This window comes from Arthrobacter sp. 9MFCol3.1, from assembly GCF_000620385.1.
Taxonomy (GTDB): domain Bacteria; phylum Actinomycetota; class Actinomycetes; order Actinomycetales; family Micrococcaceae; genus Arthrobacter.
In genome coordinates, this window is record NZ_KK211131.1 from 166,824 (window position 1) to 191,515 (window position 24,692).

Sequence of the window (24,692 nt, forward strand, 5' to 3'; positions counted from 1 at the left end):
CGCTGGCGTCCGGTAAAGGATCCTTAGCCGGACGCTGGACTTGACGGACGGCGACGCCTTGGTGTGACGCAGATGAAGAATGTAACCAGAAGAGGCAAGCCTGCTCGCAGTGAGGGGGGAAGGGCAATTGGAGCGGGCTTGCCTCAACGGCTGCTGGGTGTGGTCTAGGGGGCTGAGGGTTTTTCGGTTGTCGACGTGCGCAGGAACATTGCCACTGCCAGTGCTGTCGCGATACACAGTGCGGCGTTGACCCAGATGGCCAGGATGACGCCGGTGAGGACGGCCGGGCTGTCGGACGATCCAAGTGCCACGATCTGGGCGGTAAAGATTGCGCTCATGACCGGGATGCCCATGGTGATGCCGATCTGCTGGCTCATGGTTGCCAGTCCGGTGGCGAGCCCTGTTTCTTCCCCTGGCAGGCCGGAGGTGGCGGTGACCATGAAACCGACAATGACCACCAGGTTCGCGACGCCCCCAATGAACGTCGCGACTAGCAGCAGGACGATGGCCGCGGGGTCGTTGCTGAGCAGCACCAGGGAGGCTGTCGCAACGGCCTGGACGATGAACCCATACACGATGGCGCGCTTGTTGCCGACCTTGCCGATCACCTTCGGCCCGAGGACACCGCCGAGGACAGTGCCCAAGCCCAGGACGGCGAAAGCCAGCCCCGCCCCGAGCGGGGTGTACCCGAGGACCTGCTGCAGGTACAGGGTCAGCAGGAAAACCAGTGAGGTTTCGGTGACGAATGCCAGGGTCCCAGCGATGTTGCCCCATGCCACGGTGGACCGTTTAAGGATGCCCAGGGGAACCAGTGGTGACGCTGCGCGGCGTTCGACCGCGACGAAGGAGGCCAGCAGAACAACGGCCGCGGCGAAAGCCGCCAGCGTGGTCGCGTCGGTCCACGAGGACTCTGCGGCGTGCGTGAGTCCGAAGACCAGTGCGAGCAGGCCCAGGGTGACTGTGACGGCGCCCGGCACGTCCAGGCGGGTCTTCTCCGTGCGCTGGCTTTCGGCCAGAACCATCGGGGCCAGCACCAGGACGGCCACCGCAACGGGGACGTTGATCAGGAAGGCCCAGCGCCAGCTCAACAGGTCCGTGAGCAGGCCACCGAGGATCGCGCCCGTGGTGAACCCCGCGGCCATGAGCGCGCCGTTCAGGCCCAGTGCCTTCTCCCGCAGCTTGCCTTCAGGAAAGGAAGACAGCAACAGCGACAAAGCCGCCGGAACCACAATGGCAGTCGCCATACCTTGGGCGACGCGGGCGGTGATCAGCAGCATCGGTTCAGTGGCAATACCGCCGAGCAGCGAGCCGGCGCCGAGCAGGGCCATGCCGGTGATGAACATCCGGCGGCGGCCAACCAGGTCCGCGACCCGGCCAAAGAGCAGCGTCAGCCCCGCCGCGCACAAGGCGAACGACGTGGCGATCCACTGCAGGTTTTCGAGGCTGAACCCGACATCGGCGCCGATAGTGGGCAGGGCGACGTTCAGGATGGAGAAGTCAACGGCCAGGGTAAAGCTGGCTGTGAGCAGGACGATGAGGGTCAGCCGTTGCTTGCCCGTCATACCGGATGCAGGCGGTGCGGGCGCGGCCGCGACCCCGATTTGTGGAATGTCTACGTCGTTCGAGGTTGTCACAGGTATTCCTTGGGTGTGAAGGTGAGGTGCTGAATGCTGTCCGTTTCAGCGTGGGCCCAAAGGGAATCGACAACCACACCACGTTGTGGGTAGCACTGGCAGGGACAGGACAATCAGCTCCTGCCCGGGAAGACTGGGGGAATGAGCAACGTGAGTGAGCTGGGGGAATTCCTTCGTATCCGGCGGGCGGCACTGCAGCCCGAGGACGTGGGGATCAAGAATTACGGTGTCCGCAGAGTCCCCGGACTGCGCCGTGAAGAACTCGCCATGCTCGCCGGGGTCAGCAACACCTACTACACCCGGATGGAGCAGGGCCTGAGCAACAACGCCTCCGAGGCGGTGATCGATGCGATCGCCCGGGCGCTGAACCTCAACCAAGACGAACGGGCACACCTTTTCAACCTCGCTCGGCCGGGCAAGTCCAAGCGCCGGCCTCAGGCGCGGCCGGACCGTGCCCGCCCCGGAACAGTGCTGCTGATCAACTCGATGACTAGCACGCCGGCTGTTGTCCTGGGCCGGCGAAGCGAAGTGCTCGCCTGGAATGCCCTGGGGCACAAGCTCGTCGCCGGGCACCTGGACTTTGACAGCCCGAACGACTTGGCCGAACGGCCGAACATGACGAAATTGTTGTTCCTCGACGGGCACACCCGCGCCCTCTACGTGAACTGGCCCGAAGAAGCCGCCCGCGCCGTGTCGTCGCTGCGACTGCTTGCAGGGAAGTCAGCCGAGGACCCGGAACTGACTGGGCTTGTTGGTGAACTGACACTGAAAAGCCCCGAGTTCGCCAAGCTCTGGGCCAAACACCCGGTACAGAACTGCATGTCAGGCCTGAAACTGATGCACCACCCAGAGGTCGGGACCCTGGAACTGAATTTCGAGGTCCTTGCCCAACCTGACGAATCCGGACACCGAATCCTGATGTACACCGCCGACGAGGACAGCCCTGCCGCCGCCGGCCTGCAACTACTGGCCACAACCTCGAAGACAGCACACCGCAAGGACGGGCTTGCCCGCCTCCAGATCAATTAGCTGGCGATTATCCAAGCGCGAAGGACGGCTTTTTGTATCCGCGCCGTAAGCCGGTGGCTTATGCGGACGGCAATGCGTCCGGTAAGGGACCGGCTTACGGACGCCCTAGGGAAGGCAAGAGGGGGAAGCCCATGCGCGAATAGTGTGCATTTGTGGCCCGCGCGTCACGACTTCGTTGAGCCGCCAGAAGATTGACGCGTGCGATAGTTGCGGCATGAAGCCGGGGAAACGGATTGTCGGTAGGGCGCATTCCAGTACCCCCGACGAGGGGCGCATATCTGTGACACACCCACCGCTACAGCAGGGTCCGCCTTATGAGACGAAGTGCTACGTGTGCATTGATGTCTTCGACGGAATTAGGCCCGTGCTCTTTGTCGCTCGGCCAGACGGGGATTGGTGCGCGCTCTGCGGTGATGAGCATCCAGATGATGCGAGCGTATACCGAGTCGTTGGCATCGGCCATGTAATCGACAGCGACCCGTCAGTCTCTGAGGTCCTCGACCTAGGTCCGAACGAAGAAGCGGAGCGATCCGCGCTGGGAGAGCAGTGGGCTCGATCAAGCTTCTAGGGCCTATCAAACGCACCGCCAATTAGGATCGTCCTCGAAGCCAACTGTGTCCGCGTTCGCAGAGGGATCCCCACCTGGATGCCTTATGGCGATTCTGCGCTGCCCATTAGACGAGGGAGAGACCGCTCGTGGTTCCAAACTTCCACTTCCTCAGCGGTCATCAGGCAACTGCGATCTAAGTTCTGCTGCTCGGGAAGCGAGCCTCTGACGCTGGTCTCGGGTGAGCCATCTAACTTGCAGGTCGAGGACTGCCCGGCTGCCCAACTCGCCCACACCCAACAGCTGGCCCACCCCACGTCTTGCTTCGTCTACGTTCTCTGAGTCCTCAATCATCTGGAAGACCTCGTCACGCCGATCCATCGCCCGCAGTAGAGCATCGAGGATCATCAGTTCTTCCCTCGTGTGCCTCTCGTCCTCACCATGCGGCGATTCTTGCACGACGGAGTCCTTGGGCATTGCGGCCAGTTGGGGATTCCCTTATAGGACGGCTGGATCCCTGTGTCTCGTAACTTCAATGCCTCTAATCCCATGGGTTTCGAGACACACCGAGGTTACGAGACAGGCCGCCCGCAAGCAGATCCTTCACCGGGTGTGGGCAATGAACACCATGAAAGATGCGTCTGGGGTGAATGACGTGCGCGCCCAGTCCTGGTACACGGCATCGACCTCGAAGCCGGCTGCAGCGAGCTGCTGTCCAAGGGTGTCAGCCTGGCGGAAAGCGAAGCGCGCCGTCTCGGTCACACTTTCACCGGTTCGCAGGAACTGGTTGTGGAACCTGGCGGTAACGACGCCATCGTCAGGCTCGGCGACGTCTGCCCATTCGACGAGCGGCCCATGCTGGGTCATGCGGCGAGCGCGCTCCTGCGTCCCCCAGTTTTCCCACGCACGGGCTTCGGGGTTCCTGCTGTCAAAGGCCAGCACTCCACCTGTTCGCAGATGAGCGCGGAGATCCAGCAACGTCCGTTGCCACTCCGGGTCGAGGATGTGCTGGGCGACGTTGCCCGTGAGCACGGCGACGTCGAAGTTCCTGGGAGGGATGGCGCGGCTGTCGCCGAGGATCCAGTCCGCCGCGTCCGCTCCTTGCCGACGTCGCGCGAACGCAAGCATCGTCTCCGACGGGTCTATGCCAACAACAGTGCGTCCCTCCGTCAGGCGCGTTCTACTGGGAGCCACAATTCGCAGCTCGCTGTGCTGCAATCCGCGGAGGAACCCCCGGGTCCGCAGTCAGTCCTCCAGCGCCCCGTTGCAGAGCCGGTTCACTACCTCGGTGAGCATCGCCAGGCCGGCCACGATGTCCTCGTCCGTGGTGTATTCGTGCTCGTTGTGGGAGATCCCGTCGACGCTGGGCACAAACAGCATGACCGTCGGGACGAGGTCCTTCATGTTGGTCGAATCGTGCCCGGCCAGGGTCATGACCTGCTTGTTGGCCAGGCCCAGGTCCGCCGCCACCTTGGCCGCGAGTTCCACGCCCTCGGGCTGGTAGGGGGTCACGGGCCAGGTGTGGGCGTGGTTGCGCTCCACCGTGACGTTCGCCAGCCGTTCGATCCCGGCGATCCGCTCGTCCAGCAGGGCGTCGGCCTCGGCAAGGACAGCTTCGTCGGCGCTGCGCAGGTCCAGCAGCAGGCTCACCCGGGACGGCACCACCACGGGCGAGTTGGGGTAGACGTTCAGTTGCCCCACGGAGGTGTGCAGCACACCGGGGTAGGTGTCGGCGAGTTCCCGGGCGGCGACCACCATCATGGACGCGCCCAGCAGTGCGTCCTTCCGGTCGGCAATCACGGTGGAGCCGGTGTGGGCCTGCTCGCCGTGGACCACGAACTCGTATTTGTTGGCCGCCCAGTTGGAGTTCACCAGGCCGATGGTGATGCCTTCGCGTTCCATGCTCCTGCCCTGTTCAATGTGGATTTCGGCGCAGTACGCGGCTTCGGGGCCCTCGTAGCTGCCCCGGCAGCCGATCGCGTCCAGGGCCTCGCGGACAGTGACTCCGGCCGCGTCCGTGGTGGCCAGCGCGGTTTCGAGTTCGAGCTTTCCGGTGTAGACGGAGGAGCCCATCATGGACGGCTTGAAGCGGGAGCCCTCCTCGTTGAACCAGTTGACCACCGCGATGTTGAACCGGGGCTGCCCGGCGTCTCCGGCCGCGGCCCACTGCTCCACGAGCCGGAAGGCCGCGTGGGCTGCGGCGAGCACGCCGTACGCGCCGTCGTAGCGTCCCGCCGTCGGCTGGGAATCCATGTGGGAACCCACCACGACGAACGGGGCTCCCGGCACGGCCTCATACAGGCCCCACTGGTTGCCGGCCCGGTCGAACCGGACGGTGAAGCCGTTGGCCTCCAGCAGGCCGGTGAGCCATTGCCGCTGCTGGCCGTCCGGCACGCTGGCGGCCTGGCGTTCCACGCCGCCGTTCTCGGTCGCGCCGAATTCGCTCATGATGTGGAAGTCCCGCACGAACGCGGCGTCGCGGGTGCTGAAAGAGGTCTGAGTGGTCACGGTGTTCCCCTATGAACGGTTGGTGGCTGCGCTGAAGAATGGACCGGTTGCGGCCGAACCGACCGCAACCGGGGACGTGAGGCCGGGGCTCCGGAACGTGAAGTTCCCCCCGACGGCGGTGGCCAGCACCTGGAGTTGGGCGATGCTGGCCGCGGTGAGCGGGGACCCGGACAGGACGGTGAAGTCGGCGAGCTTCCCGGCGGTCAGTGAACCCTTGACGGCGGAGGCGCCCGTGGCTGCTGCGGCGCCGGTGGTGTAGGCGGCCAGGGCCTGGAGCGGGCCCAGCCGCTCGTCCGGGTTCCCGAACACGGCCCCGGAGGCGGTGCGCCGGTCCACGAAGGCCTGCATCCCGCGGAGCACGTTTCCGTCCGCCACGGGCCGGTCGGAGCTGCCGGCGAGGGTCACCCCCGCAGCGAGGAACGACGCCGCACGGTAGGCCCAGCCGAGCCGTTCCGGGCCGAGGGACAGCGTCATGCCGTCCCCGCCTCCGGCGAAGAAGCTGGCCTGCGGGGTGACGGCGATGTCCGCGGCGGCCAGCCGTTGCAGCTGTTCCGGCCGGGTCATCGAGGCGTGTTCGATCCTGTTGGGCACGGCCCGGGGGCCGTATTTGGCGGCGCAGGCGGTGATGATGTCGATCGCGAGGTCAACGGCGCGATCGCCGATGGCGTGCGCCGCGATCGACCAGCCGGCCGCGTAGGCGGCCTCGATCTTTGTCCGCAGCGCCTCCGGCTCGGCCTGGAAGTAGCCGGTGTTGCCGGTGTTGTCCGTCCCGCCGTGGCTGCAGTAGTCCTGGCTGACCGCGGCCGTTTCGCCGAGCAGTGACCCGTCCAGGAACACCTTCGCCGGGCCCAGGGACAGGAAGTCGCCACCGAAGCCGCTGGCGATGCCCAGGTCCAGTCCGGCCGGCGCCGCGTCCTGTGGGTGCTCCCCGCCGAGCGGGTGGAGCACGTCCAGGACGGGCATCAGCTGCGCCCGGGCGTGGACCCTGCCCGCGGCCGCCGCCCGCTGGTAGGCGGCCAGCTCCACGGGGCTGTGGCCGATCCAGCCGCCGCCGATCCCGGCCTCGGTGAAGCTCGTGATGCCCTCTGCGGCGTAGTGGCGGGTGGCCCGGTCCAGTGCGGCTTCGATCGCGTCGGACGGGTACGGCAGGATCAGCTGCTGGATCAGCTGTTGCGCGGTTTCCTGGACCAGCCCGGTGGGGCGGCCGTCGGCGTCGCGGACAATCACGCCGCCGTCGGGATCCGGAAACGACGCCGGTTCCGCGCCGGCCAGCCGGAGCGCGGCGGTGTTGACCACGGCCATGTGGCCGGAGTTGTGCCGGATGAACAGCGGCCGGTTGCCCGTGATCCGGTCCAGGACGGTGATGTCCGGAAACTCGCCGCCGTGCTGGGTCTGGCTGAAGCCGGTGGCCAGCAGCCAGCCCGGCGCCTGGCCGGTCCCGGGCTCCGGCTCTGGCCCTGCCCCTGCCTCAGCATCTGGATCTGCATTGCTGTCTGCCGCCATGCCGGCCTCCAGCAGGGCGTAGAGCTGGTTCAGTCCGCGCGCGCCGGAGACGTCCAGTTCACCCAGGCCCAGCCCGAACCAGGTGGTGTGGCAGTGGGCGTCGATGAACCCGGGGGTCACGGTGGCGCCGCCGAGGTCCAAGACTTCGGCGGTCTCCAGCCCGTCCAGGTCATCGTCGAGGCCCACGATCCGGCCCTGCCAGACCCCCAGCGACGTGGCATGCGGGCGGCGCTCATCCATGGTGATGATGTCCGCGTTGCGCAGCAGCAGATCGAGTTTCATTGGTTACCTAGCGTGGTTCTTTAGCGGTGGGAGGTGGTGACCGACTTGATCCGGGTGTAGTCCTCCAGGCCGAAGACGGAGAGGTCCTTGCCGGTGCCGGAGTGCTTGAAACCGCCGTGCGGGGCCTCGGCCGGGATCACCTGGTGGCAGTTGATCCAGACGGCGCCGAAGTCCAGTTCGTTGGAGACCCGGGTGACAACACCGTGGTTGTTGGACCAGACGCTGGAGGCCAGCGCGTACTTGGTCCCGTTGGCGAGTTCCACGGCTTCGGCCTCGTCCCGGAAGGGCTGGATGGTGACGACGGGTCCGAAGATTTCCTCGCAGACCACCTCGTCGGCCTGGAACACGCCGTCGATCACGGTGGGTTCGAAGTGGAAGCCGGCGCCTGTCCGCTTGCCTCCGGCCAGGACCCTGGCGTTCGCGGGCAGCCGGGACATGAAGCCTTCCACCCGGTCCAGCTGGGCGGCGCTGTTCAGCGGACCGAGGTCCGCGGCGTCGCCGCCGACCTGCAGTGCTGCGGCCGCCGCGGCGAGCGCGGCACCGAATTCCTGGTGGATGGGTTCCTCCACGAGCACACGGGTCACGGCGGTGCAGTCCTGCCCGGCGTTAAAGAACGCACCGAGCGCAATCTCCCTGGCGGCCAGGTCAATGTCGGTGTCGGCGAAAACGATTGCCGGCGCCTTGCCGCCGAGTTCCAGGTGGACGTCCTTGAGGGTCTTCGACGCCGCGGACATCACCTGCGCCCCGGCCCGGGTGGAGCCGGTGATGGACACCATTTCCGGGATCTCGTGATCCACCATGGCGGCGCCGGTCCCCCGGCCGCCGCAGATGACGTTGACGACGCCCGCCGGGTAGGCCTCCTGTGCCAGCTCGCCCAGCACGAGGGTGGACCAGGGCGTGGTGTCGGCCGGCTTCAGGACGAGCGTGTTGCCGGCGGCGAGCGCAGGTCCGATCTTCCAGATGGCCATCATGAACGGGTAGTTCCACGGGGTGATCTGGGCGACCACGCCGAGGGGTTCGCGCCGGACGGTGGAGGAAAAGCCGCGGACGTATTCGGTCTGCGCGGTCCCGGACACCACGCGGCAGGCGCCGGCGAAGAAGCGCAGTTGGTCGGCGCCGCGGAGGATCTCGATCTCGCGGGTGATCTGGCGGGGCTTGCCGGTGCAGGCCACCTCGGCGTCCAGGAGCCTGTCGACGTTGGCCTCGATGAGGTCGGCGAGTTTGAGCATCATGGCCTGGCGTTCGGCCGGGGTGGTCCGCTTATAGCTTTGGAAGGCGGTGTGGGCGGCCTGGAAGGCGCGGTCCACGGTGGCGGCGTCGCTGTCCGGGGCGGTGCCGAGCTGGACTCCGGTGGCGGGGTCGAAGAACGGCAGGGTGGCCGCGTCCGAACCGTCGGCGGCACTGCCTGGGACGGTCTCACCGTTGATGATGTTGTGCAGGGTGATCATGACGGGCTCCGGTCAGTTGCTGGCGGTCTTGGGTGAGCGGGTGGCGGGGTCCTGCGGGAGGTGCAGGACTGCCGGCAGCCCGGATTCGACGGCGCGGCGGAAAGCGGCACCGAAGTCCTCTGCCTTCTCGACGCGTTCGCCGTAGCCGCCATAGGACCGGGCGAGTGCGGCGAAGTCCGGGTTGGTCATGTGGGTGCCCGAGGGCCGGCCCGGGTAGTGGCCTTCCTGGTGCTCACGGATCGTGGCGAAGATGCCGTTGTCCACCACGAGGGCGATGAACTTCCCGCCGTGGCCCATGGCCGTGGCCATTTCCTGGCCGTTCATCATGAAGCAGCCGTCGCCGGCCACAGAAATCACCTGCCGGCCGGGGTAGGCCAGTGAGGCAGCCACCGCCGCCGGGATCCCCATGCCCATGGCCCCGTTGCGGGGTGCGGCGAGCGAGTTCGCGGTGTTGTGCTTCAGGTAGCGGGCCGGCCACAGCGAGTGGTTCCCGGCCCCGTAGGTGATGACGGCGTCGTCGTCCATTTCCTGTTTGAGGATTTCCATGACGACGTCGAGGTCCACGTATTTTGAGTCCACCCCGTTGCCGCTGTCCGGCTGCGCGGTGGAGAACTTCTCATAGTCTGCGCGGGCCCCGGCCAGCCAGCCGGCCGCGGGATCCACCGCGGAATCGGCGGCGGCGAGTGCCGTGGCGAAGGACGCGACGTGGGCCGGGATGTGCTGGTCCAGCCGGCCGAAGTGGCCGAGCAGATCGGCGCCGGGGTGGACGACGACGGTGACGGCATCCAGTCCGCGCTTGTAGCCGTCGGAGAGCACGTCGGCGCGGACGCAGCCGACGAAGACCAGCAGGTCGGCCTCGTCGAGGCGGCGGGCGTTGGCGTCGCTGCGGGCGTAGCCGAGGTAGCCGGCGTAGGCGTCACTGCCGTGCGGGACGGCGTCGTAGGCGCGGAAATCCGCGAGCACGGGGACGCCGTGGCGGGCGGCCCAGCCGGCCAGCGCGTCGGAGGATGCCTGGTCCCAGCCTTCGCCGCCCACCACGATCAGGGGCTTCCGGGACGCGGCCAGGCGTTTCTCGAGGCCGGCGAGATCGGCGGCCGCAGGTGCCGGGCGGGCGACGGTCCGGGGCTCCACCGTGGCCGATTCGATGGCGTGGACCAGCACGTCCTCGGGGAGGCCGATCACCACGGGACCCGGCCGGCCGCTGAGGGCTGTGAAGATGGCGTCGTCCACCACGCGGGCGGCGGAGGCGGCGTCGTCGAGCGTCACGACCTTCTTGGCGGTGCTGCCGAACCAGGCGTTGATGTCGAATTCCTGGAACGACTCCCGGCCGCGGTCCGCGACCGGGATGAGGCCCACGAACAGGATCATCGGCGTGGCGTCCTGGTGCGCGGTGTGGATGGCGATGAAGGCGTTGGCCGCACCCGGACCCCGGGTCACCATGGCCACGCCCGGAAGCTCCGTGAGCCGGCCTTCGGCGAGGGCCATGAATCCGGCGCCGCCCTCGTGGCGGGTCACCACGGTTTCAATGGAGGATCCGTGCAGGCCGTCCAGCACATCCAGGAAGCTCTCCCCGGGGACGCCGTAGACGCGCTGGATACCGGCTCGTTCCAGCTGGGCAACAATCAGGTGCCCGGCGGTGGTTGTGGTGCTCAATGCTTCATTCCCTTTTCTTCGATGCTCAGCGCGGGGAGGAACAGGCCGGACAGCGCGGTCAGCGCGGACACCACCAGCAAGATGATGGCGCCGGGCCAGAACGAATTGCCGTTGGCGGCCACGAGGGCCGTCGCGATCAGCGGCACGAAACCGGAGATGACGCCCGCGCTGTTGGAGGTGATGGCGACGCCGGTGTACCGGACCTTCGTGGCGAAGAGTGCGGTCAGGGCCGTTCCGGACACCGCGTACGGGACGGACAGGGTGGACACTCCGACGATCATGGCCACGATGACCAGGACGGGGTTGGCGGTGTCGATGGCCAGGAAGACGGGTACGGCGATGACGGCGGAGGCGACGCCGCCCCAGAGGATGACCTTGCTGGCGCCGAATTTCTCGCCCATGCGTCCGGCCCAGACCAGCGCGAAGATTTCCACGACGGCGGCCAGCAGCGAGCCGAGCAGCAGCGTTTCGTAGGGCATCTTGAGCACCTTGGTGCCATAGAAGACCACGAAGCTGGTGATGAGGTAGAAACCGCCGATGCCCAGCAGCGCGGAGCACATGCCCACCAGGATCTGGCGCCAGCTCTTCGTCAGGACGCCGCGGATGGGGGCGTGCTCGGTCTCGCCGGACTCCACGAGGGCTTCGAACTCCGGGGACTCGCTGAGCTTGCTGCGGATCCACATCGACACGGCCAGCAGCGGGATCGCCGCGATGAACGGGATGCGCCAGCCCCACACGTCGAAGTTGGCCTGGCCCACCAGGTACAGCATTCCGAAGAACCCGCCGGAGGACAGGATGGTGCCGATCGGCGAGCCGAGCTGCGGGAGGGCGGCGTAGCGGGCGCGTTTGGCGACCGGGGCGTTTTCGACGGCGATGATCACCGCGCCGCTCCACTCGCCGCCGACGGCGAGGCCCTGCAGGATGCGCAGCGCGACCAGCAGGATGGGGGCTGCGACGCCGATCGTCATGTAGTTCGGCAGCAGGCCGATGAGACCGGTCACGAGGCCGATGCCCACGATGGTGACCATCAGGATCTTCTTGCGCCCCACCTTGTCGCCCAGGGCGCCGAAGATGAAGCCGCCGATCGGGCGGGCCACGAAGCCCACGGCCAGGGTGGCGAAGGAGCTCATGGCCGAGACGAAGGGGTCCTGGGACACGAAGTACTGGGCGTTGAACACGAGCGCCGCGGCGGTGGTGAACAGGAAGAAGTCGTACCACTCCAGCGCGGTCCCGACGAGGGCCGCGAGGGCGACTTTCTTGGCCACGCTCTCATCGACAACCCCGGGCAACTGCGGACTGGCGGTGGTAGTGGCGTTGCTTGCGCTGCTTGCCATGATTACTCCAAAGAAATGTGACTGGTCTTGACGGTGGCCCCTGTGCGGTCACCCCCATCCGGGGACAGTTCCGTCCGTGACGATTCGGGCCGAGACGATTCGGGAGCCGACGCTTCCGGCGGGTGTGAGTGGGCTCACGCTTGGTGCTTCATTCCATTGTGCCAGTAGCTTTTTCCAAAATAACTAGCAGTGCGCCACGCTTTGTAGACCCTAGAATGTGAGAATGCACAATTTTGAATCGCCGGGCGACGCTTTCCGCTGGAGTGAGCTGGTGGACCAGCTCGAAGACCGGCTGGACCTCCTGGCCCAGGCGTTCACCGCCCGGGTCCGGCAAATCCCGGAATACGGCGACAGCCAGGTGACTGTCCTGGAAATCCGGGACACTGCGCGGGAAACGTTCCGCCGGCTCATCCATGGGCTCCGGGGCGGCCCGGCGGACACTGCACGGGACGGGCTGCTCGCCTTTGCCTCGGACCTCGGGTCCAAACGGGCGAGGGCCGGGATACCGCCGGAGTCCCTGACGTCGGCGGTGCGGCTGGACTTCAGCATCCTGTGGGCAGACCTCCTGGAGATCGCCGCACCGGAGGATGCCGGGCTGCTGGCCTCCCGAGTGGACCAGGTCTGGCGGGTCGTCGACGAGTTCGCCACGCGCACCCACATGAGCTACCTGACCGAGCGCGTGCGCATGGCCCAGGAAGAGTCCAGCATCCAGCACGAATTCATCGCCCGGCTGTTCAACCAGAGCACGCCCTCGGCCGAGACGTCCGCGCAGGTTGGCTCCGCCCTGGGCATCGGGCCGGATGCCCGCTGCGGCCTCGTGGCTGCCAGCGGCGACGCCGGCGCCCGCCTCCGTGCGGCCGCAACCCAGTTCGGCGCCGCCCAACGCCGCCAAAAGATCTTCCTGCACGAATCCGGCGGAAACACGTACCTGTTCTGGCCGCTCCTGTCGTGGACACCGTCGGGGAGGCCCGGGGACACGCGGAACGTGCCCCAGCCGCCGCCGCTCATGGCGGATATTCCCTCCGGCTATGTCCCGGAGGTGCACGGGCTGCGCGGCCTGCCCGCCGCCGCCCGGACCGCAGAGAGCCTTGCGGCCCTGTTGCGCCCCAGCGACGCCGGCCCGCTGTCCGCGGATGCCGCATGGGCCCGGTTTGCCCAGCAAAACCTCCAGGACGCCGGGCTCGACCTCGCCGCCCAACTGGAGGAAGCCATGGAGGAATGCCGCGGCGGGGAACGGGAGCGCCTCCGGGAAACGGTGCAGCACTATCTCTCCACCGGCAACATCACGGCCACGGCGGAACAACTGTTCTGCCACCGGAACACCATCCTGAACCGGCTCAACCGCTTCCAGGAACTGACCGGGATCGACCTGACCATTCCGGCCCAGGCCGCGCGGCTGGTGGTCGCCTGGGCCTGATAGTTGTGTGAACACACACTGCGGGGCCTTTTTTGGTGGGGTTTTCGCCATTGAGCTGTGATCCCGAACACAGAATAGTGGGCTACTACCTTGCACTGGACATTCGTCCCCGCACCCCCATCTGGAGATATTGATGGCTCAATCGGTAGAAACCACCTCACACGCGGCTGCCCGTCTGGACTTGGCCAAGATGCGTAAGATCGCCCTTGCCAGCGTCATCGGCACCACCGTCGAGTGGTACGACCTCTTTGTTTTCGGCACAGCGTCCGCGCTGGTGTTCAATAAGATCTTCTTCCCCAGCTTCGACCCCATCGTGGGCACCATGCTCGCCTTCGGAACCTTCGCCTCCGCATACATTGCACGCATGGTCGGCGCCATCATCTTCGGCCACTTCGGCGACCGCCTGGGCCGCAAATCCATGCTCCTGATTTCACTGCTGACCATGGGCGCCGCCACGTTCGCCATCGGCCTGCTGCCGGACTACAACAGCATCGGGATCATGGCGCCGCTGCTGCTGCTCTTCCTGCGCGTCATCCAGGGCCTGGCCCTGGGCGGCGAATGGGGCGGCGCCGTCCTGATGACGGTGGAACACGCTCCCGCGTCCAAGCGCGGGTTCTACGGCTCGCTGGTCCAGGTGGGCGTGCCCGCCGGGACCCTGATCGCCAACGTGGCATTCCTCATTGTCGCCTCGACGGTCAGCACCGAAGAGCTCCTTGCCTGGGGCTGGCGCATCCCGTTCCTGGCCTCCGCGCTGCTCGTGGCCGTGGGCATCTACATCCGGCTGCACATCGAGGAAACGCCGTCCTTCCAGGCGGTCAAGGAAGCCGGCGCCAAGGCCAAGCTGCCGTTCGCGGCCCTCATGGCCAAGTACTGGAAGCAGGTCATCCTCGGCGGCGTTGCCACCCTGTCCACCGGCAGCACCTTCACCCTGCTCGTCGCCTCCGGCGTCTCCTACGGCAAGAAGGAACTGGGCCACTCGGAGGCCCTGATGCTGTGGGTCGTGCTGGCCGCCTGCGCCCTGTGCTTTGTCCTGATCCCCTTCTTCGGCCGGCTCTCTGACAAGCACGGCCGCAAGCCGATCATCTATGCAGGTGTTGCCGCCGAGGCAGCCCTGGCGTTCCCGATGTTCTGGCTCATGGACACCAAGTCCGTGCCGCTGCTCTTCGTCGCGTACCTCGCCATGATGACGGCCTTCGCCGCGAACTACGGCCCGATCGCCACGTTCCTCGCCGAGCTCTTCGGTTCCAAGGTCCGCTACTCGGGACTGTCCGTGGCCTACATGCTCTCCGGGCTCCTCGGCAGCGCCGCCACGCCGTTCATCACCACCTGGCTGCTGGGCATGACCCACCAGAGTTCCTCCATCGCGTGGTACATCATGGCCGCCGCCCTCATCTCGCTCGGTGCCTTGTTCGTCCTGACCGAGACCCGCCATGGCAACATTGACGCCGTCGACTCCGCCCCCACCGACGCGGCTACCGACGCGAGCACGGGCCCGTCCGCCGAAGCGGTGGCTGCCAAATGACGGCGCCGCAGGCCGTGCTCCCCACTGTCGATCCCGCGGTTCATCCCGTAACCGGGGCGGTCCGCCGGATCGCGCAGATCCCGGGCGGCGCGGCCGCCGTCGGCCCCTTCTCCCAGGCGGTCGTCGCCAACGGGTTTGTGTTCACCGCCGGCCAGATCCCCGCGATCAGCGGGCTGGATGACCAGCCGGACACATTCGAGGACCAGGTCCGCCAGACCGTCATCAACCTCCGGTCCGTGCTTGAGGCGGCCGGGTCCGGCCTGGAGCATGTGGTCAAGGTCAACGGCTACCTCACGGATCCCAGCCAGCTGGAGGCTTACAACCGGGTCTACTCGGAGTTCTTTGGCGCGGCCAAGCCGGCGCGGACCACCGTCTGCGTGAGCCTGTGGGGCGTGGCGCTGGAAATCGAGTGCGTGGCCGTGGTTCCCGGCGCCACGGCGCCGGACGCTCCGTGAACGCGGTGAACGCCGGGCTTGCCGGCGGGCTCCGCGAGCGGCTCGCCGCCGTCAGTTATCCCACGATCGGGCACTTCCTGGAGGACGGATTCGTGGAGCCTGCCATCCGGTCGCTGCTCGACGGCGTCAAGGTGGCCGGCCCCGCGGTCACGGTTCGCATCGCGGACCACGACGCCTACGCCATGAACCGTGCCGTGCTGGAGCTGTACCCCGGCGCGGTGCTGGTGGTGGACATGTCCGGTGACCACCGGCACGCGCCGGTGGGCGCAGTCACCGCCGCAGCGGCCACCGCGCAAGGCGCCGCCGGCGTCGTCGTCGACGGCGTGGCCACCGACATCCTGGAACTCCGTGCGACCGGCCTGCCGGTCTTCGCCCGCGGGACCTCGTGCCTGACCACCAAACGGGTCCGCAGCGCCGGCTCCGCCGTCAATGTCCCGGTGCGGTGCGGCGGCGTCCAGGTCAATCCGGGCGACTGGGTGCTCGGTGACGACAACGGCGTGATCATCCTGTCCGCGGAGGCGGCAGCCGATGTCCTGGGCCAGGCCCTGGCCTCGGACGCCGCCGAACCGGCACTGCTGGCACGGATTGCCGCCGGCGAGCCGCTGGAATCGGTGCTGGCGATCTGAGTGACGGCGCGGGGTTCGGGGACGGGATGGGGTAGAACTTAACCATGAATGTGCGCACCCCTGACCCGAATCCCGGCTGGCTCTCCGACGACGACCTGTTCGAAGCGCGGGGCAGGCTGCCGATGGTCTACGTCGAGGCCGTTCCGGTCCGGCTGGACCCCCTCGGATTCGTGAACGAGGTCGGCACCCTCCTGCAGGCCGACGAGGACGGCACCATGGTCCGGTCCCTGGTTTCCGGCCGCGTGCTCTACCGCGAGACCATCCGCGCCGCGCTGCTCCGCCACATGGAGAAGGACCTGGGCCCGCTCGCCTTCCCGCAGCTTCCGGTCAGTCCGGTCCCGTTCACCGTGGCCGAGTACTTCCCGTCCCCGTCCCATACCGGCTTCACGGACGACCGCCAGCACGCCGTTGCCCTGGCGTACATCATTCCTGTCACCGGCGAATGCTCCCCGCGGCAGGACGCCCTCGAGTTGACCTGGATGACCCCGCAGGAGGTCATGAGCACGGACGTGCAGCTCGAATTCAGCGGCGGCCGGGGGGCCCTGATCCGGCAGGCGCTGGCCTTCGCGGGAGTCGGCAACTAGCCGGCACCCTGGGGTCCCGGGCCGTCCGGGGACGCTCGCGGCGTCCCCGGCGTCCCCGACTTCACGCACCCGATTTTGTAGACTGTTGGGCGGACCGCAAGAGAACTTTAAGGACTCCCGATGACCCACCCCCCAGCCTCCCGGAACTACAGTGAACAGCAGGCTGGATCTCTGCGGGCCGGCAACCACCTGATTCTGCCCGACGGAAACCGCTCCGCCGAGATCCATCGCGTGGATGTCGAAACCGACGATTTTGGTACTCCCGCCATGGTCTTGGCGACCCTCAGCGGCGGCGGTGTGCTGCGGATCGCCGCGGGATCACTGGTCCGCGTCACCGACGACGCCGAGCCCGGCACCCCAGCTTCCGACGACGGCGCGCCCGGCACGCCAGCTCCTTCCGGCCCGGACGCGCCCGAAGTTCCGGCTTCCGGCCCGTCCCCCGAACCGGACGAGGCCGCCCCCGACGCAGCCAACCCCGACGCACCCGGGCCCAACACAATTAGGTCAGAAAAAACTGAGCCCGACAACACGGCGGCCGCCGCCGTCGTCGTCCCTCCCCAGCCTGTTGCGCCGCCCGCGGTGAGCGGACCCAGCGAAGCGGACCTGGCGCTCATCCCGGCCCCCGACGGCACGCCGGAGTCTGTGGTGGAGGCCGCGGCCGAGGCCCATCCGGGCGCCGTCGGGGTGCTCCTGCTCAGTGAACGGCTCGCCAAGGGCATCAACACCAAGTCCGGGAGCTGCCTGAAGGATCTCAGCGACCTCGCGCATGAACTCTTCGTCACCCTCAAGGACCCCGACAACGCCCTGGCGGTCGCGGACCTGCTCAACGTCCTGCCGTTCGACGGCAACCCCGACCGCTGGGCGTCGGTGGAGGCAGCCCTGGCGCTCTCCAGCTACATCTGCCGCCAGCTGGGGCAGGACCAGCGCGCCGGGATCTACGAGAAACTGCTCCGGGCGCCCGAGGCCATGGAAACGGACCCGTTCAAGGCCAGGATCAACGCCAAAGTGCGCCAGCGCTCGCTCAACGAGCCCAACCTGTACGACAAGGAAATCTTCCGCTCGATCGACAATGCGAACCCGGACGCGGAGCGCGACTGGCGCCTGCTGCGGCTGGAGGCGCTCCTGTTCCTGCGCGCGCACGGCGGCTCCGAAACGATTGGTGCGGCCGAGCTGGAACGCCGGATCGGCAACGAACTCGAATCAGTCCGCGCCTGAGGTCTTGCGTTGGGCCCTACCCGTGGCGGGCACGGAGTTGTAGATTCACCCCATGACGAACAATCTGAGCGTTGTGATCAATTCCGACGCGCAGCAAGTTTGGACCATGCTGCGCGAACCCGCCAAGATCGCCCAATGGCACGGCTGGGTGGCCGATGACCAAGAGGCCGAAATCAACGAAATCTACTTCGGCCCCAATGTGGTCGAAGGCGCCGACCACACCTCCCTGGTGGTCGACGGCGGCGACGTCTTCACCTTGAAACCTGTCCCCACGGGCACCGAGGTCAGCGTCACCCGGGCGGCAATCGACCACAATTCCGAGTGGGCGGCCTGGGACGAGGACATCACCCAGGGCTGGCTGACGTTCCTCCACCAGTTGCGCTTCGCCCTGGAACGGCACCCGCACGGCAAGCGCCGGACCTTCTTCTTCTCCGTGCCCGGCTCCGGCGGGTCCGCGATGGAGAAACTGGGGCTCAGCGATGTCCCCTCGCCGGGGGACCCGTATTCGCTCACCCTGCCCACCGGCGAGGAAGTTTCCGGCAAAGTGTGGTTCCGCAGCAACCACCAGGTGGGTCTAACGGTCCACAACTACGCCGAGCACGGGGACGGCCTGCTGATCGTGGCGGACCAGCCCGCCATCGCCGACGTCCGGCCCGACGGCGGATCCCTCGCGATCGTCTCCACCTACGACCTCGGGGCCCACCAGCTGGAGGCGGTCCGCAATTACTGGGACAAGTGGCGGGCTGAGAACTATCCCACATCGGATCCCGTCCACTGAGTCTTGGGCAGGGTTAGCTGGCACACTTGAACCGTGCCAGCCAATCCTGACTTCGCGTCTTCGTCCGAGTCTTTGCCCCCCGCGCCTGCCCGGCAGTCCGAGTTCTCCTTCCGCGTGGGCAAACGCCTGAGCGAGGCGTGCCCGCCGTCGGCCGCGCAGATTGCCGCCAACGGCGGTGAGTTCCTGGGCCGGACCGGCACCATCGCCACCCCGCACGGGGAGATCCAGACCCCCGCGTTCATCGCCGTCGGCACCAAGGCCACGGTCAAATCGGTGCTGCCGGAGTCCATCGCCGAACTCGGCGCGCAGGCGGTGCTGGCCAACGCCTACCACCTGTACCTGCAGCCGGGCGCGGACATCCTGGACGAGGCCGGGGGCCTGGGTGCCTTCATGAACTGGCGCGGTCCCACCTTCACCGATTCCGGCGGTTTCCAGGTGATGAGCCTGGGCTCCGGGTTCAAGAAGGTCATCGACATGAAGACTGCGCCTGTTGCGGACACCGCGGTCCCCGACGACGCCGTCGCCCCCGGCAAAGAACGCCTGGCCCACGTGGACGAGGAAGGCGTGTGGTTCAAGAGCCACCTGAACGGCGACCGGCACCGCTTCAGCCCCGAGATCTCCATGAACGTCCAGCACCAGATCGGTGCGGACATCATGTTCGCGTTCGACGAGCTCACCACGCTGCAGAACTCCCGCGGCTACCAGGAGGAGTCCCTGGAGCGGACCCGGCGCTGGGCCGAACGGTGCATCACCGAGCACTTCCGGCTCACGGACGAGCGCGCCGGCAAGCCCTACCAGGCCCTGTTCGGGGTGATCCAGGGCGCCCAGTACGAGGACCTGCGCCGCAAGGCCTGCCGCGACCTCGGCGCCATGAACTTCGACGGCTTCGGCATCGGCGGAGCGCTGGAGAAAGAGAACCTCGGCACGATCGTGCGCTGGTGCAACGAGGAGCTGCCGGAGAACAAGCCGCGGCACCTGCTGGGCATCTCCGAACCGGACGACATCTTCACGGCCATCGAGAACGGCGCGGACACCTTCGACTGCGTCTCCCCCACCCGGGTGGCCCGGAACTCAGCGTTCTACCACCCCACCGGCCGGTACAACCTCTCCGGCGCCAAGTACAAACGCGACTTCGGCCCGTTGCAGGAAGGCTGCGACTGCTACGCCTGCCTGAACTACTCGCGGGCCTACATCCATCACCTGTTCAAGGCCAAGGAGATGGTCTCGGCCACCCTGATCTCGATCCACAACGAACGCTTCGTGGTGAAGATGGTCGACGACGCACGGCTCGCCATCGAGGCTGGCAACTTCTTCGAATTCAAGGCCGAAACCCTGGCGAACTACTACTCCTAGGCGTCGGGGCGTCCCGGCGTCGAGGCCGCGGCGACCCGGTGTCGGGGTCGCCGGAACCGTGCCAGATCGCCGGAAGTTTCCGGCGATCTGGCAGCTTTCCGGCGACCTCGAGTTTCCGGCGGCACGGCGCAGAAGTCGGTTGCTGGTCGCAGGGCCGTCAGTTGGTGAGGTGCAGCGACGCCGCGAGTGCCGAATCGGCGTCCCGCAGGACCTTGGCCGCCACCTGGAGGCCCTCGATCCGGCCCAGGGAGACGTCCTCGTGCTCGATGTTGACCAGCATGTCCGGGTCCACCTCGTAGAGCGCGCGCAGGAACTCGGTCCAGTAGGCGGTGTCGTGCCCGCGGCCCAGGGCCACAAAGTCCCAGGCGGAGTCCTTGGGCCATTCATTGGCCCACTCGTCGCCGCCCAGGTTCGTGCGGTTTTCATCCGGGGAGAGCCGCCGGAAGCTGTTGTCGAGGACACCGTAGAGCGCTGCGTTCGCGGTGTTGACGCGGACGTCCTTCGCGGCCGCCTGGAAGACCAGCGGGCCGAGTTCGCGGACCACCGCGACCGGATCCATCTGCTGCCAGAACAGGTGCGAGGCGTCCAGCTCGACGCCCACGTGGGTCGCGCCGGTGAGCTCGATGAGCTTGCGGACATCGGCGGTGTTGAACACGATGTTCTGCGGGTGCAGTTCGAGGGCCACCTTCACGCCATGGTCGGCGGCCAGGCGGTCGGTTTCCTTCCAGAAGTCCGCCGCGATGCCCCACTGGTAGTCGAGTACGTCCAGGGCCGCCGAGTTCCAGGCGTTGACGACCCAGTTGACCGTGGTGGCCCCGGGTTCGCCGCCGGGCAGGCCGGACATGGTCACCACACGGTCCTGTCCCAGCCGCTGCGCCAGCCGGATGGAGCGGCGGATGTCCTCGGCATGCTTCTCGCCGATCTCACGCTTGGGGTGCAGCGGGTTGCCATTGCAGTTCAGGCCGGCAATCGAGACGCCGGTGCCCTCGAAAATCGCGAGGTAGTCATCGCGGGCCGCATCGCTTTCCAGGATCTGGTCCATGGTGGGGACGTGGACGGCCGGCAAGAACCCGCCCGTGTTGATTTCGATGCCGGTCAGTCCCAGGTTGGCGATGACCTTGAGCGCCTCGGGCAGGGGCCGGTCGTGCAGGATTGCGTTGTAGACGCCGAGTTTCATAGCGTGATTTTCTTTCCGTTGTTGAGGGCGGATTCGGTGACTGCGCCGAGCAGCTCCATGTTGCGCACGCCCTCCTCGAACGTGGCGCAGCGGGGCAGGGAGTCCGCCTCACTGAGGCCGGCGACCTCCTCGAGGAAGGCCCGGGCCTGGTAGCCGAAAGCGTCGTTCTGGCCGAAGCCGACGCTGGGCGCGTCCATGGCCAGCCCGCCCGCAATGTAGGGGTGTCCGGGGCCGAGGATGACCTGGCGGTAGCCGTTTTCGTTGGCCGGGCCATCGTTGAGGAACAGCTCGATCTCCGCGGGGCGGCGCTGGTCGAACCGGGCTGCGCCGTTCTCGCAGAAGACCTCGAAGATGAGGCTGTTGGCGTGCCCTGCCGCGACCCGCGAGACCTCGAAGCCGCCCGCACCGTTCTCGAATTCGGCGGAGAACACCGCGTAGTCGTCGTTTTCGACCGGCTCGAAGGTGTCGCTGACCGCGGCGTGGTCGTGGCCCATGACGGCGCCCAGCGGCAGCGGGCGCTTGCCGATCACGGTGCTGAGCCGTCCGCCGCTGATGGACTTGATGTCGCCGCAGAGGAACTCGGCGACGTACGTCAAGTGGCTGCCGACGTCGGCCAGCGCACCGGAACCGGGGCCGCCCTTGTAGCGCCAGCTCATCGGCGCCGAGGGGCTGAATCCGTAGTCGGTCCAGTAACGGCCGCTGAAGTGCAGGACGTTGCCCAGGACCCCGGTGCGGATGAGGTCGCGGATGTAGGCGATGCCCGGCGTGCGGCGGAACGTGAACCCGATGCGGGCAATCGAGGCGGCGTTGCGAGCCGCCTCGGCCATGGCGCGGGCGTCCTCGATCGAGTCACTCAGCGGCTTCTCACACAGCACGTGCTTGCCGGCGGCCAGCAGGCCTTCCACGACTTCGCGGTGGAGGGAGTTCGCGATTACGACGCTCACGACGTCGATGTCGTCGGCCTCGGCGATCGCCTGCCACGAGGTGTCATTGCGTTCGTAGCCAAAACGCTTCGCGGCCAGGGAACCGAACTCGGCATTGACGTCGCCGATGGAGACCAGCCGGATTGGAGGAAGAACCGGGCTGTAGAGCGCGGACGCCGTACGGTAGGCGGCCGCATGCGCTTTTCCTGCCATTCCCGCGCCGATTACGGCAACTCCCAAACTGTCAGCCATCGATTTCTCCTTTGAAATTCGGCCAGGCCGATGGCCCGACGCTAGAAAATTGGAGCGCTACAAAAACTGGCGCTGAACAAAAGCGTAGCTATGTGCATATGTCCTGTCAATGGTTGACCGGTTATCCTCGGATGAGACGTGAAAGGCTCTGCAGATGTCGTTGAATACCCCTCGAACCCGCCGCCCGACGATCTACGACGTCGCCAAGAGCGCCGGCGTCTCCCCGTCGCTGGTCTCGCTCGTGCTCCAAAACCCGTCCAAGGTCAGCGAGAAGCGCCGGGAGGCCGTCAGGGCGGCCATGTCGGAGCTGGGGTACCGTCCCAGCCGGGCGGCGACCACGCTGGCCAGCAGCCAGACCAAAAGCATCGGGCTGGTCATTGACGACTTCCGGAACCCCTGGTTTGTGGACCTCCTGCGCGGCATCGAATCCGTGCTCTCACCCCACGGCTACCAGGTCACCCTGGCCGATTCCCGCCCGGGCGAGAACCGCATCACGGAAGCTGTGGACGGCCTGCTGTCCATGCACGTGGAGGGCCTGGTCATCGCCGCCGAGCCGAGCGAGTCGATGATGGCCGGGACCTGGGTTCCCGCCGTCGTTGCAGGCTGGCGGAACGGGGTTCCCGCCGGCGCCGGGCTCATCACGAACGACGACGACGGCGGCGGCCGCATGGCGGCGGAGCACCTGATCGGGCTCGGCCACACGCGCATCGGACACCTCTCGGGCTCCGGCGGCGCCGCAGCCCACCGGCGGGAGGGCTTCCGCGGCCGCATCCTGGAGGCCGGCGTCGAGGTCCGGATCGCCGGCGAGTCCCACGGGACCTCCGAGGAGGACGGCTACGCGGCAGCCTGCTGGGTCCTTGACCACCACCCCGACACGACCGCCCTGTTCGCCGCCAACGACACCATGGCCCTGGGTGCTCTAGCCGCGGCCAAGGCCCGGGGCCTGTCCGTCCCCGCGGAGTTGTCCGTGATCGGCTACGACAACTCCCCGCTGGCCAAGTCGCGGTACCTGGACATGACCTCCGTGGACAACCGGAGCGACATTGTCGGCTCCGGCGTCGCAAGCGCCCTGCTGGCACGGATCCAGGACCCCACCCTCGAACCTGAGCGCAAGCTGATCGAGCCGGACCTCATCGTCCGCGGCACCACGGCCCGCGTTTCCGGCTGACGCGCCGGCGGGTCCCCGTCCGCCTGCCGTCGAAATCGCGGGAAACCACCGAGTTCGCCGTAAGTTTGCGGCGCTTCCGCAGCGTTCCGGCGAAATGGGCGCTGTCCAAGACAGCCGTCCCCGAAAAAAGCCTAGGTGCGGCGCCCTCGTGTTTTCCACATGGCGACGGCGGGGGCTCCCGCCCGCTCCTTTAGCGGCCGAAGCTGGTCGCATGACCCATAACCCCCTGCTGGAGCTGCCGCCGACCGGTAACCTCTGGCGCACCGAACAGCTCCTGGATCTCGGCTTCGGCTCGCGCGCCATCCGCTTACTCCTCGATTCAGGCACCCTCGTCCGGCTCCGCCATGGCTGCTACATCCGCGCCAGCCTCTGGAACGCGCAGTCCCCCACTGTCCGGAGCAGGCAGCTCATCTACGCGCATGCCCACGGAACACTCACGACGTCGACAGGCGCCTTCCACTACAGCCACACCTCCGCAGCGCGCCTCCGCCTCCTCTACCTGTGGGATGTGGATGACGCGATCCATATCCTCCAGAAGGTGCGCCCCTCGAACGAGCGTCACGGCAGGGACGTCCGCTGCCACACGCGTCCCTTCGCCGACCACGACGTCGCCGTGGTGAACGGTCTCCGGACCACTTCCCTGGAGCGCACGACGGCCGACTGCGCCATGCTGCTGCCCTACCGGCAGGCGTTGATCCTCACCGACCACGCGCTTCGGCTCGGCGCGGACCCGGTCGCCCTGCAAGCACTGGCAGATGGTCTGGACGGCCGCCGGGGAATTCGGACTTTCCGCCGCGTCCTTGCCGCGGCCGATCCGCGCTCCGAATCCCCCGGCGAGACCTTGGCCCGCGACCTGATCCTGCGGCTGCGGATCCGACCCCCTGAGCCGCAGGTGGAGGTGTCGAGCCGCGCCGGGCGCCACCGCCTGGACTTTGCATGGAAGGAGGAGAAGGTCGCCCTCGAGTTCGACGGCAAAATCAAGTACTTCGACTACAGTCCCACGGCCGAGGTGCTCTTCGAGGAACGGCGCCGGGAGAAGGCCTTGGTTGAAGAGGGCTGGCGGTTCGTCCGCGTGGAGTGGAAGGATCTCTTCCGCGAGCAGGAATTCAAGAGCCGCCTGCTTCGTGCGCTGGCCGGCCGCCGGCACCCCTGAGCGTCGAATGCGCTGCGGCGGCCGGCACCCCCGATCCCGCACCCCGCACCCCGGACCCCCGACCCCCGCGTCGAATTCGCCGGTAGGCTGCCACGTCGTCTGAAACTTACGGCGACCCCGCAGGTTTCCGG

Annotated in this window: 20 protein-coding genes; 11 read left to right on the forward strand and 9 right to left on the reverse strand. The window is 67.3% G+C overall.

Features of this window, described 5'->3' with window-relative positions; genetic code table 11:
- Positions 1–164: 164 nt before the first annotated feature.
- Entirely contained in the window at positions 165–1,562 is a 1,398-nt protein-coding gene (locus tag C560_RS0118170; RefSeq protein WP_051533268.1) for an MFS transporter, read from the reverse strand.
- 213 nt (positions 1,563–1,775) lie between these two features.
- On the opposite strand from C560_RS0118170, the gene C560_RS22380 reads away from it, so the two are divergent.
- The gene (locus C560_RS22380; RefSeq protein WP_043423404.1) at positions 1,776–2,663 is read left to right on the forward strand and encodes a helix-turn-helix transcriptional regulator; all 888 of its coding nucleotides are present in this window, start codon (positions 1,776–1,778) and stop codon (positions 2,661–2,663) included.
- Between the two features lie 1,150 nt (positions 2,664–3,813).
- Here C560_RS22380 and C560_RS22385 read toward each other — a convergent pair.
- Genes C560_RS22385 through C560_RS0118215 form a run of 6 tightly spaced genes read right to left on the reverse strand, consistent with a single transcriptional unit; the run spans position 3,814 to position 11,938 of the window.
- Positions 3,814–4,404, reverse strand: a complete 591-nt coding sequence (locus C560_RS22385) for a class I SAM-dependent methyltransferase (protein ID WP_269320036.1) — start codon at positions 4,402–4,404, stop codon at positions 3,814–3,816.
- 51 nt (positions 4,405–4,455) lie between these two features.
- Positions 4,456–5,718: a M20 family metallo-hydrolase gene (locus C560_RS0118195; RefSeq protein ID WP_026539268.1), complete on the reverse strand. Its 1,263-nt coding sequence runs from the start codon at positions 5,716–5,718 to the stop codon at positions 4,456–4,458.
- 9 nt (positions 5,719–5,727) lie between these two features.
- Positions 5,728–7,503 carry an amidohydrolase gene (locus C560_RS0118200; RefSeq protein WP_026539269.1) on the reverse strand — a complete coding sequence of 592 codons (1,776 nt, stop codon included), beginning with the start codon at positions 7,501–7,503 and terminating at the stop codon, positions 5,728–5,730.
- A 20-nt stretch (positions 7,504–7,523) separates the two neighbouring features.
- On the reverse strand, positions 7,524–8,951 hold the full coding sequence (locus C560_RS0118205; RefSeq protein WP_026539270.1) for a gamma-aminobutyraldehyde dehydrogenase: 1,428 nt from the start codon (positions 8,949–8,951) through the stop codon (positions 7,524–7,526).
- A 12-nt stretch (positions 8,952–8,963) separates the two neighbouring features.
- Positions 8,964–10,604 (reverse strand): thiamine pyrophosphate-dependent enzyme, encoded by a 1,641-nt coding sequence (locus C560_RS0118210; protein WP_026539271.1) that lies wholly within the window; start codon positions 10,602–10,604, stop codon positions 8,964–8,966.
- Complete coding sequence (locus C560_RS0118215) at positions 10,601–11,938, reverse strand: MFS transporter (RefSeq protein WP_026539272.1); 1,338 nt, start codon at positions 11,936–11,938, stop codon at positions 10,601–10,603. The genes C560_RS0118210 and C560_RS0118215 overlap by 4 nt, the downstream gene beginning before the upstream one ends.
- A gap of 223 nt (positions 11,939–12,161) precedes the next feature.
- Between C560_RS0118215 and C560_RS23980 the strand changes: the two genes are divergently transcribed.
- From C560_RS23980 to tgt, 8 genes are all read left to right on the forward strand, one after another.
- Positions 12,162–13,355, forward strand: a complete 1,194-nt coding sequence (locus C560_RS23980) for a PucR family transcriptional regulator (protein WP_026539273.1) — start codon at positions 12,162–12,164, stop codon at positions 13,353–13,355.
- 133 nt (positions 13,356–13,488) lie between these two features.
- Positions 13,489–14,877: an MFS transporter gene (locus C560_RS0118225; protein WP_026539274.1), complete on the forward strand. Its 1,389-nt coding sequence runs from the start codon at positions 13,489–13,491 to the stop codon at positions 14,875–14,877.
- Complete coding sequence (locus C560_RS0118230) at positions 14,874–15,332, forward strand: RidA family protein (RefSeq protein WP_197026189.1); 459 nt, start codon at positions 14,874–14,876, stop codon at positions 15,330–15,332. Before C560_RS0118225 ends, C560_RS0118230 begins: the two co-directional genes overlap by 4 nt.
- Entirely contained in the window at positions 15,329–15,958 is a 630-nt protein-coding gene (locus C560_RS0118235) for an RraA family protein (protein ID WP_051533289.1), read from the forward strand. Before C560_RS0118230 ends, C560_RS0118235 begins: the two co-directional genes overlap by 4 nt.
- A 44-nt stretch (positions 15,959–16,002) precedes the next feature.
- Positions 16,003–16,542 carry an NUDIX hydrolase family protein gene (locus C560_RS0118240; RefSeq protein ID WP_018774344.1) on the forward strand — a complete coding sequence of 180 codons (540 nt, stop codon included), beginning with the start codon at positions 16,003–16,005 and terminating at the stop codon, positions 16,540–16,542.
- Positions 16,543–16,662: 120 nt separating this feature from the next.
- Entirely contained in the window at positions 16,663–17,757 is a 1,095-nt protein-coding gene (locus C560_RS0118245) for a DUF6707 family protein (protein WP_026539277.1), read from the forward strand.
- Positions 17,758–17,809: 52 nt separating this feature from the next.
- Complete coding sequence (locus C560_RS0118250; RefSeq protein ID WP_026539278.1) at positions 17,810–18,535, forward strand: hypothetical protein; 726 nt, start codon at positions 17,810–17,812, stop codon at positions 18,533–18,535.
- A gap of 33 nt (positions 18,536–18,568) precedes the next feature.
- Complete coding sequence (gene tgt / locus C560_RS0118255) at positions 18,569–19,888, forward strand: tRNA guanosine(34) transglycosylase Tgt (RefSeq protein ID WP_026539279.1); 1,320 nt, start codon at positions 18,569–18,571, stop codon at positions 19,886–19,888.
- A 157-nt stretch (positions 19,889–20,045) separates the two neighbouring features.
- Here tgt and C560_RS0118260 read toward each other — a convergent pair whose 3' ends face one another.
- Both C560_RS0118260 and C560_RS0118265 read right to left on the reverse strand, forming a co-directional pair.
- Positions 20,046–21,065, reverse strand: a complete 1,020-nt coding sequence (locus C560_RS0118260) for a sugar phosphate isomerase/epimerase family protein (protein ID WP_026539280.1) — start codon at positions 21,063–21,065, stop codon at positions 20,046–20,048.
- A complete protein-coding gene (locus C560_RS0118265; RefSeq protein WP_026539281.1) occupies positions 21,062–22,240 on the reverse strand; it encodes a Gfo/Idh/MocA family protein in 1,179 nt (392 codons plus the stop codon). Before C560_RS0118265 ends, C560_RS0118260 begins: the two co-directional genes overlap by 4 nt.
- A gap of 154 nt (positions 22,241–22,394) precedes the next feature.
- Here C560_RS0118265 and C560_RS0118270 point away from each other — a divergent pair, with 154 nt between their 5' ends.
- Together C560_RS0118270 and C560_RS0118275 are read left to right on the forward strand one after the other, a co-directional pair.
- A complete protein-coding gene (locus C560_RS0118270; RefSeq protein WP_026539282.1) occupies positions 22,395–23,408 on the forward strand; it encodes a LacI family DNA-binding transcriptional regulator in 1,014 nt (337 codons plus the stop codon).
- Between the two features lie 211 nt (positions 23,409–23,619).
- Positions 23,620–24,561: a type IV toxin-antitoxin system AbiEi family antitoxin domain-containing protein gene (locus C560_RS0118275; protein ID WP_026539283.1), complete on the forward strand. Its 942-nt coding sequence runs from the start codon at positions 23,620–23,622 to the stop codon at positions 24,559–24,561.
- The last annotated feature ends 131 nt before the right edge of the window (positions 24,562–24,692 follow it).

Coding starts and splice junctions, on each gene's coding strand:
- C560_RS23980 (WP_026539273.1), top strand. CDS start 12,162: ATGCACAATTTTGAATCGCCGGGCGACGCTTTCCGCTGGAGTGAGCTG.
- C560_RS0118215 (WP_026539272.1), bottom strand. CDS start 11,938: ATGGCAAGCAGCGCAAGCAACGCCACTACCACCGCCAGTCCGCAGTTG.
- C560_RS0118260 (WP_026539280.1), bottom strand. CDS start 21,065: ATGAAACTCGGCGTCTACAACGCAATCCTGCACGACCGGCCCCTGCCC.
- C560_RS0118270 (WP_026539282.1), top strand. CDS start 22,395: ATGTCGTTGAATACCCCTCGAACCCGCCGCCCGACGATCTACGACGTC.
- C560_RS0118230 (WP_197026189.1), top strand. CDS start 14,874: ATGACGGCGCCGCAGGCCGTGCTCCCCACTGTCGATCCCGCGGTTCAT.
- C560_RS0118225 (WP_026539274.1), top strand. CDS start 13,489: ATGGCTCAATCGGTAGAAACCACCTCACACGCGGCTGCCCGTCTGGAC.
- C560_RS0118275 (WP_026539283.1), top strand. CDS start 23,620: ATGACCCATAACCCCCTGCTGGAGCTGCCGCCGACCGGTAACCTCTGG.
- C560_RS0118205 (WP_026539270.1), bottom strand. CDS start 8,951: ATGATCACCCTGCACAACATCATCAACGGTGAGACCGTCCCAGGCAGT.
- C560_RS22380 (WP_043423404.1), top strand. CDS start 1,776: ATGAGCAACGTGAGTGAGCTGGGGGAATTCCTTCGTATCCGGCGGGCG.
- C560_RS0118250 (WP_026539278.1), top strand. CDS start 17,810: ATGACGAACAATCTGAGCGTTGTGATCAATTCCGACGCGCAGCAAGTT.
- C560_RS0118200 (WP_026539269.1), bottom strand. CDS start 7,503: ATGAAACTCGATCTGCTGCTGCGCAACGCGGACATCATCACCATGGAT.
- C560_RS0118170 (WP_051533268.1), bottom strand. CDS start 1,562: ATGACGGGCAAGCAACGGCTGACCCTCATCGTCCTGCTCACAGCCAGC.
- C560_RS0118240 (WP_018774344.1), top strand. CDS start 16,003: ATGAATGTGCGCACCCCTGACCCGAATCCCGGCTGGCTCTCCGACGAC.
- C560_RS0118245 (WP_026539277.1), top strand. CDS start 16,663: ATGACCCACCCCCCAGCCTCCCGGAACTACAGTGAACAGCAGGCTGGA.
- C560_RS0118265 (WP_026539281.1), bottom strand. CDS start 22,240: ATGGCTGACAGTTTGGGAGTTGCCGTAATCGGCGCGGGAATGGCAGGA.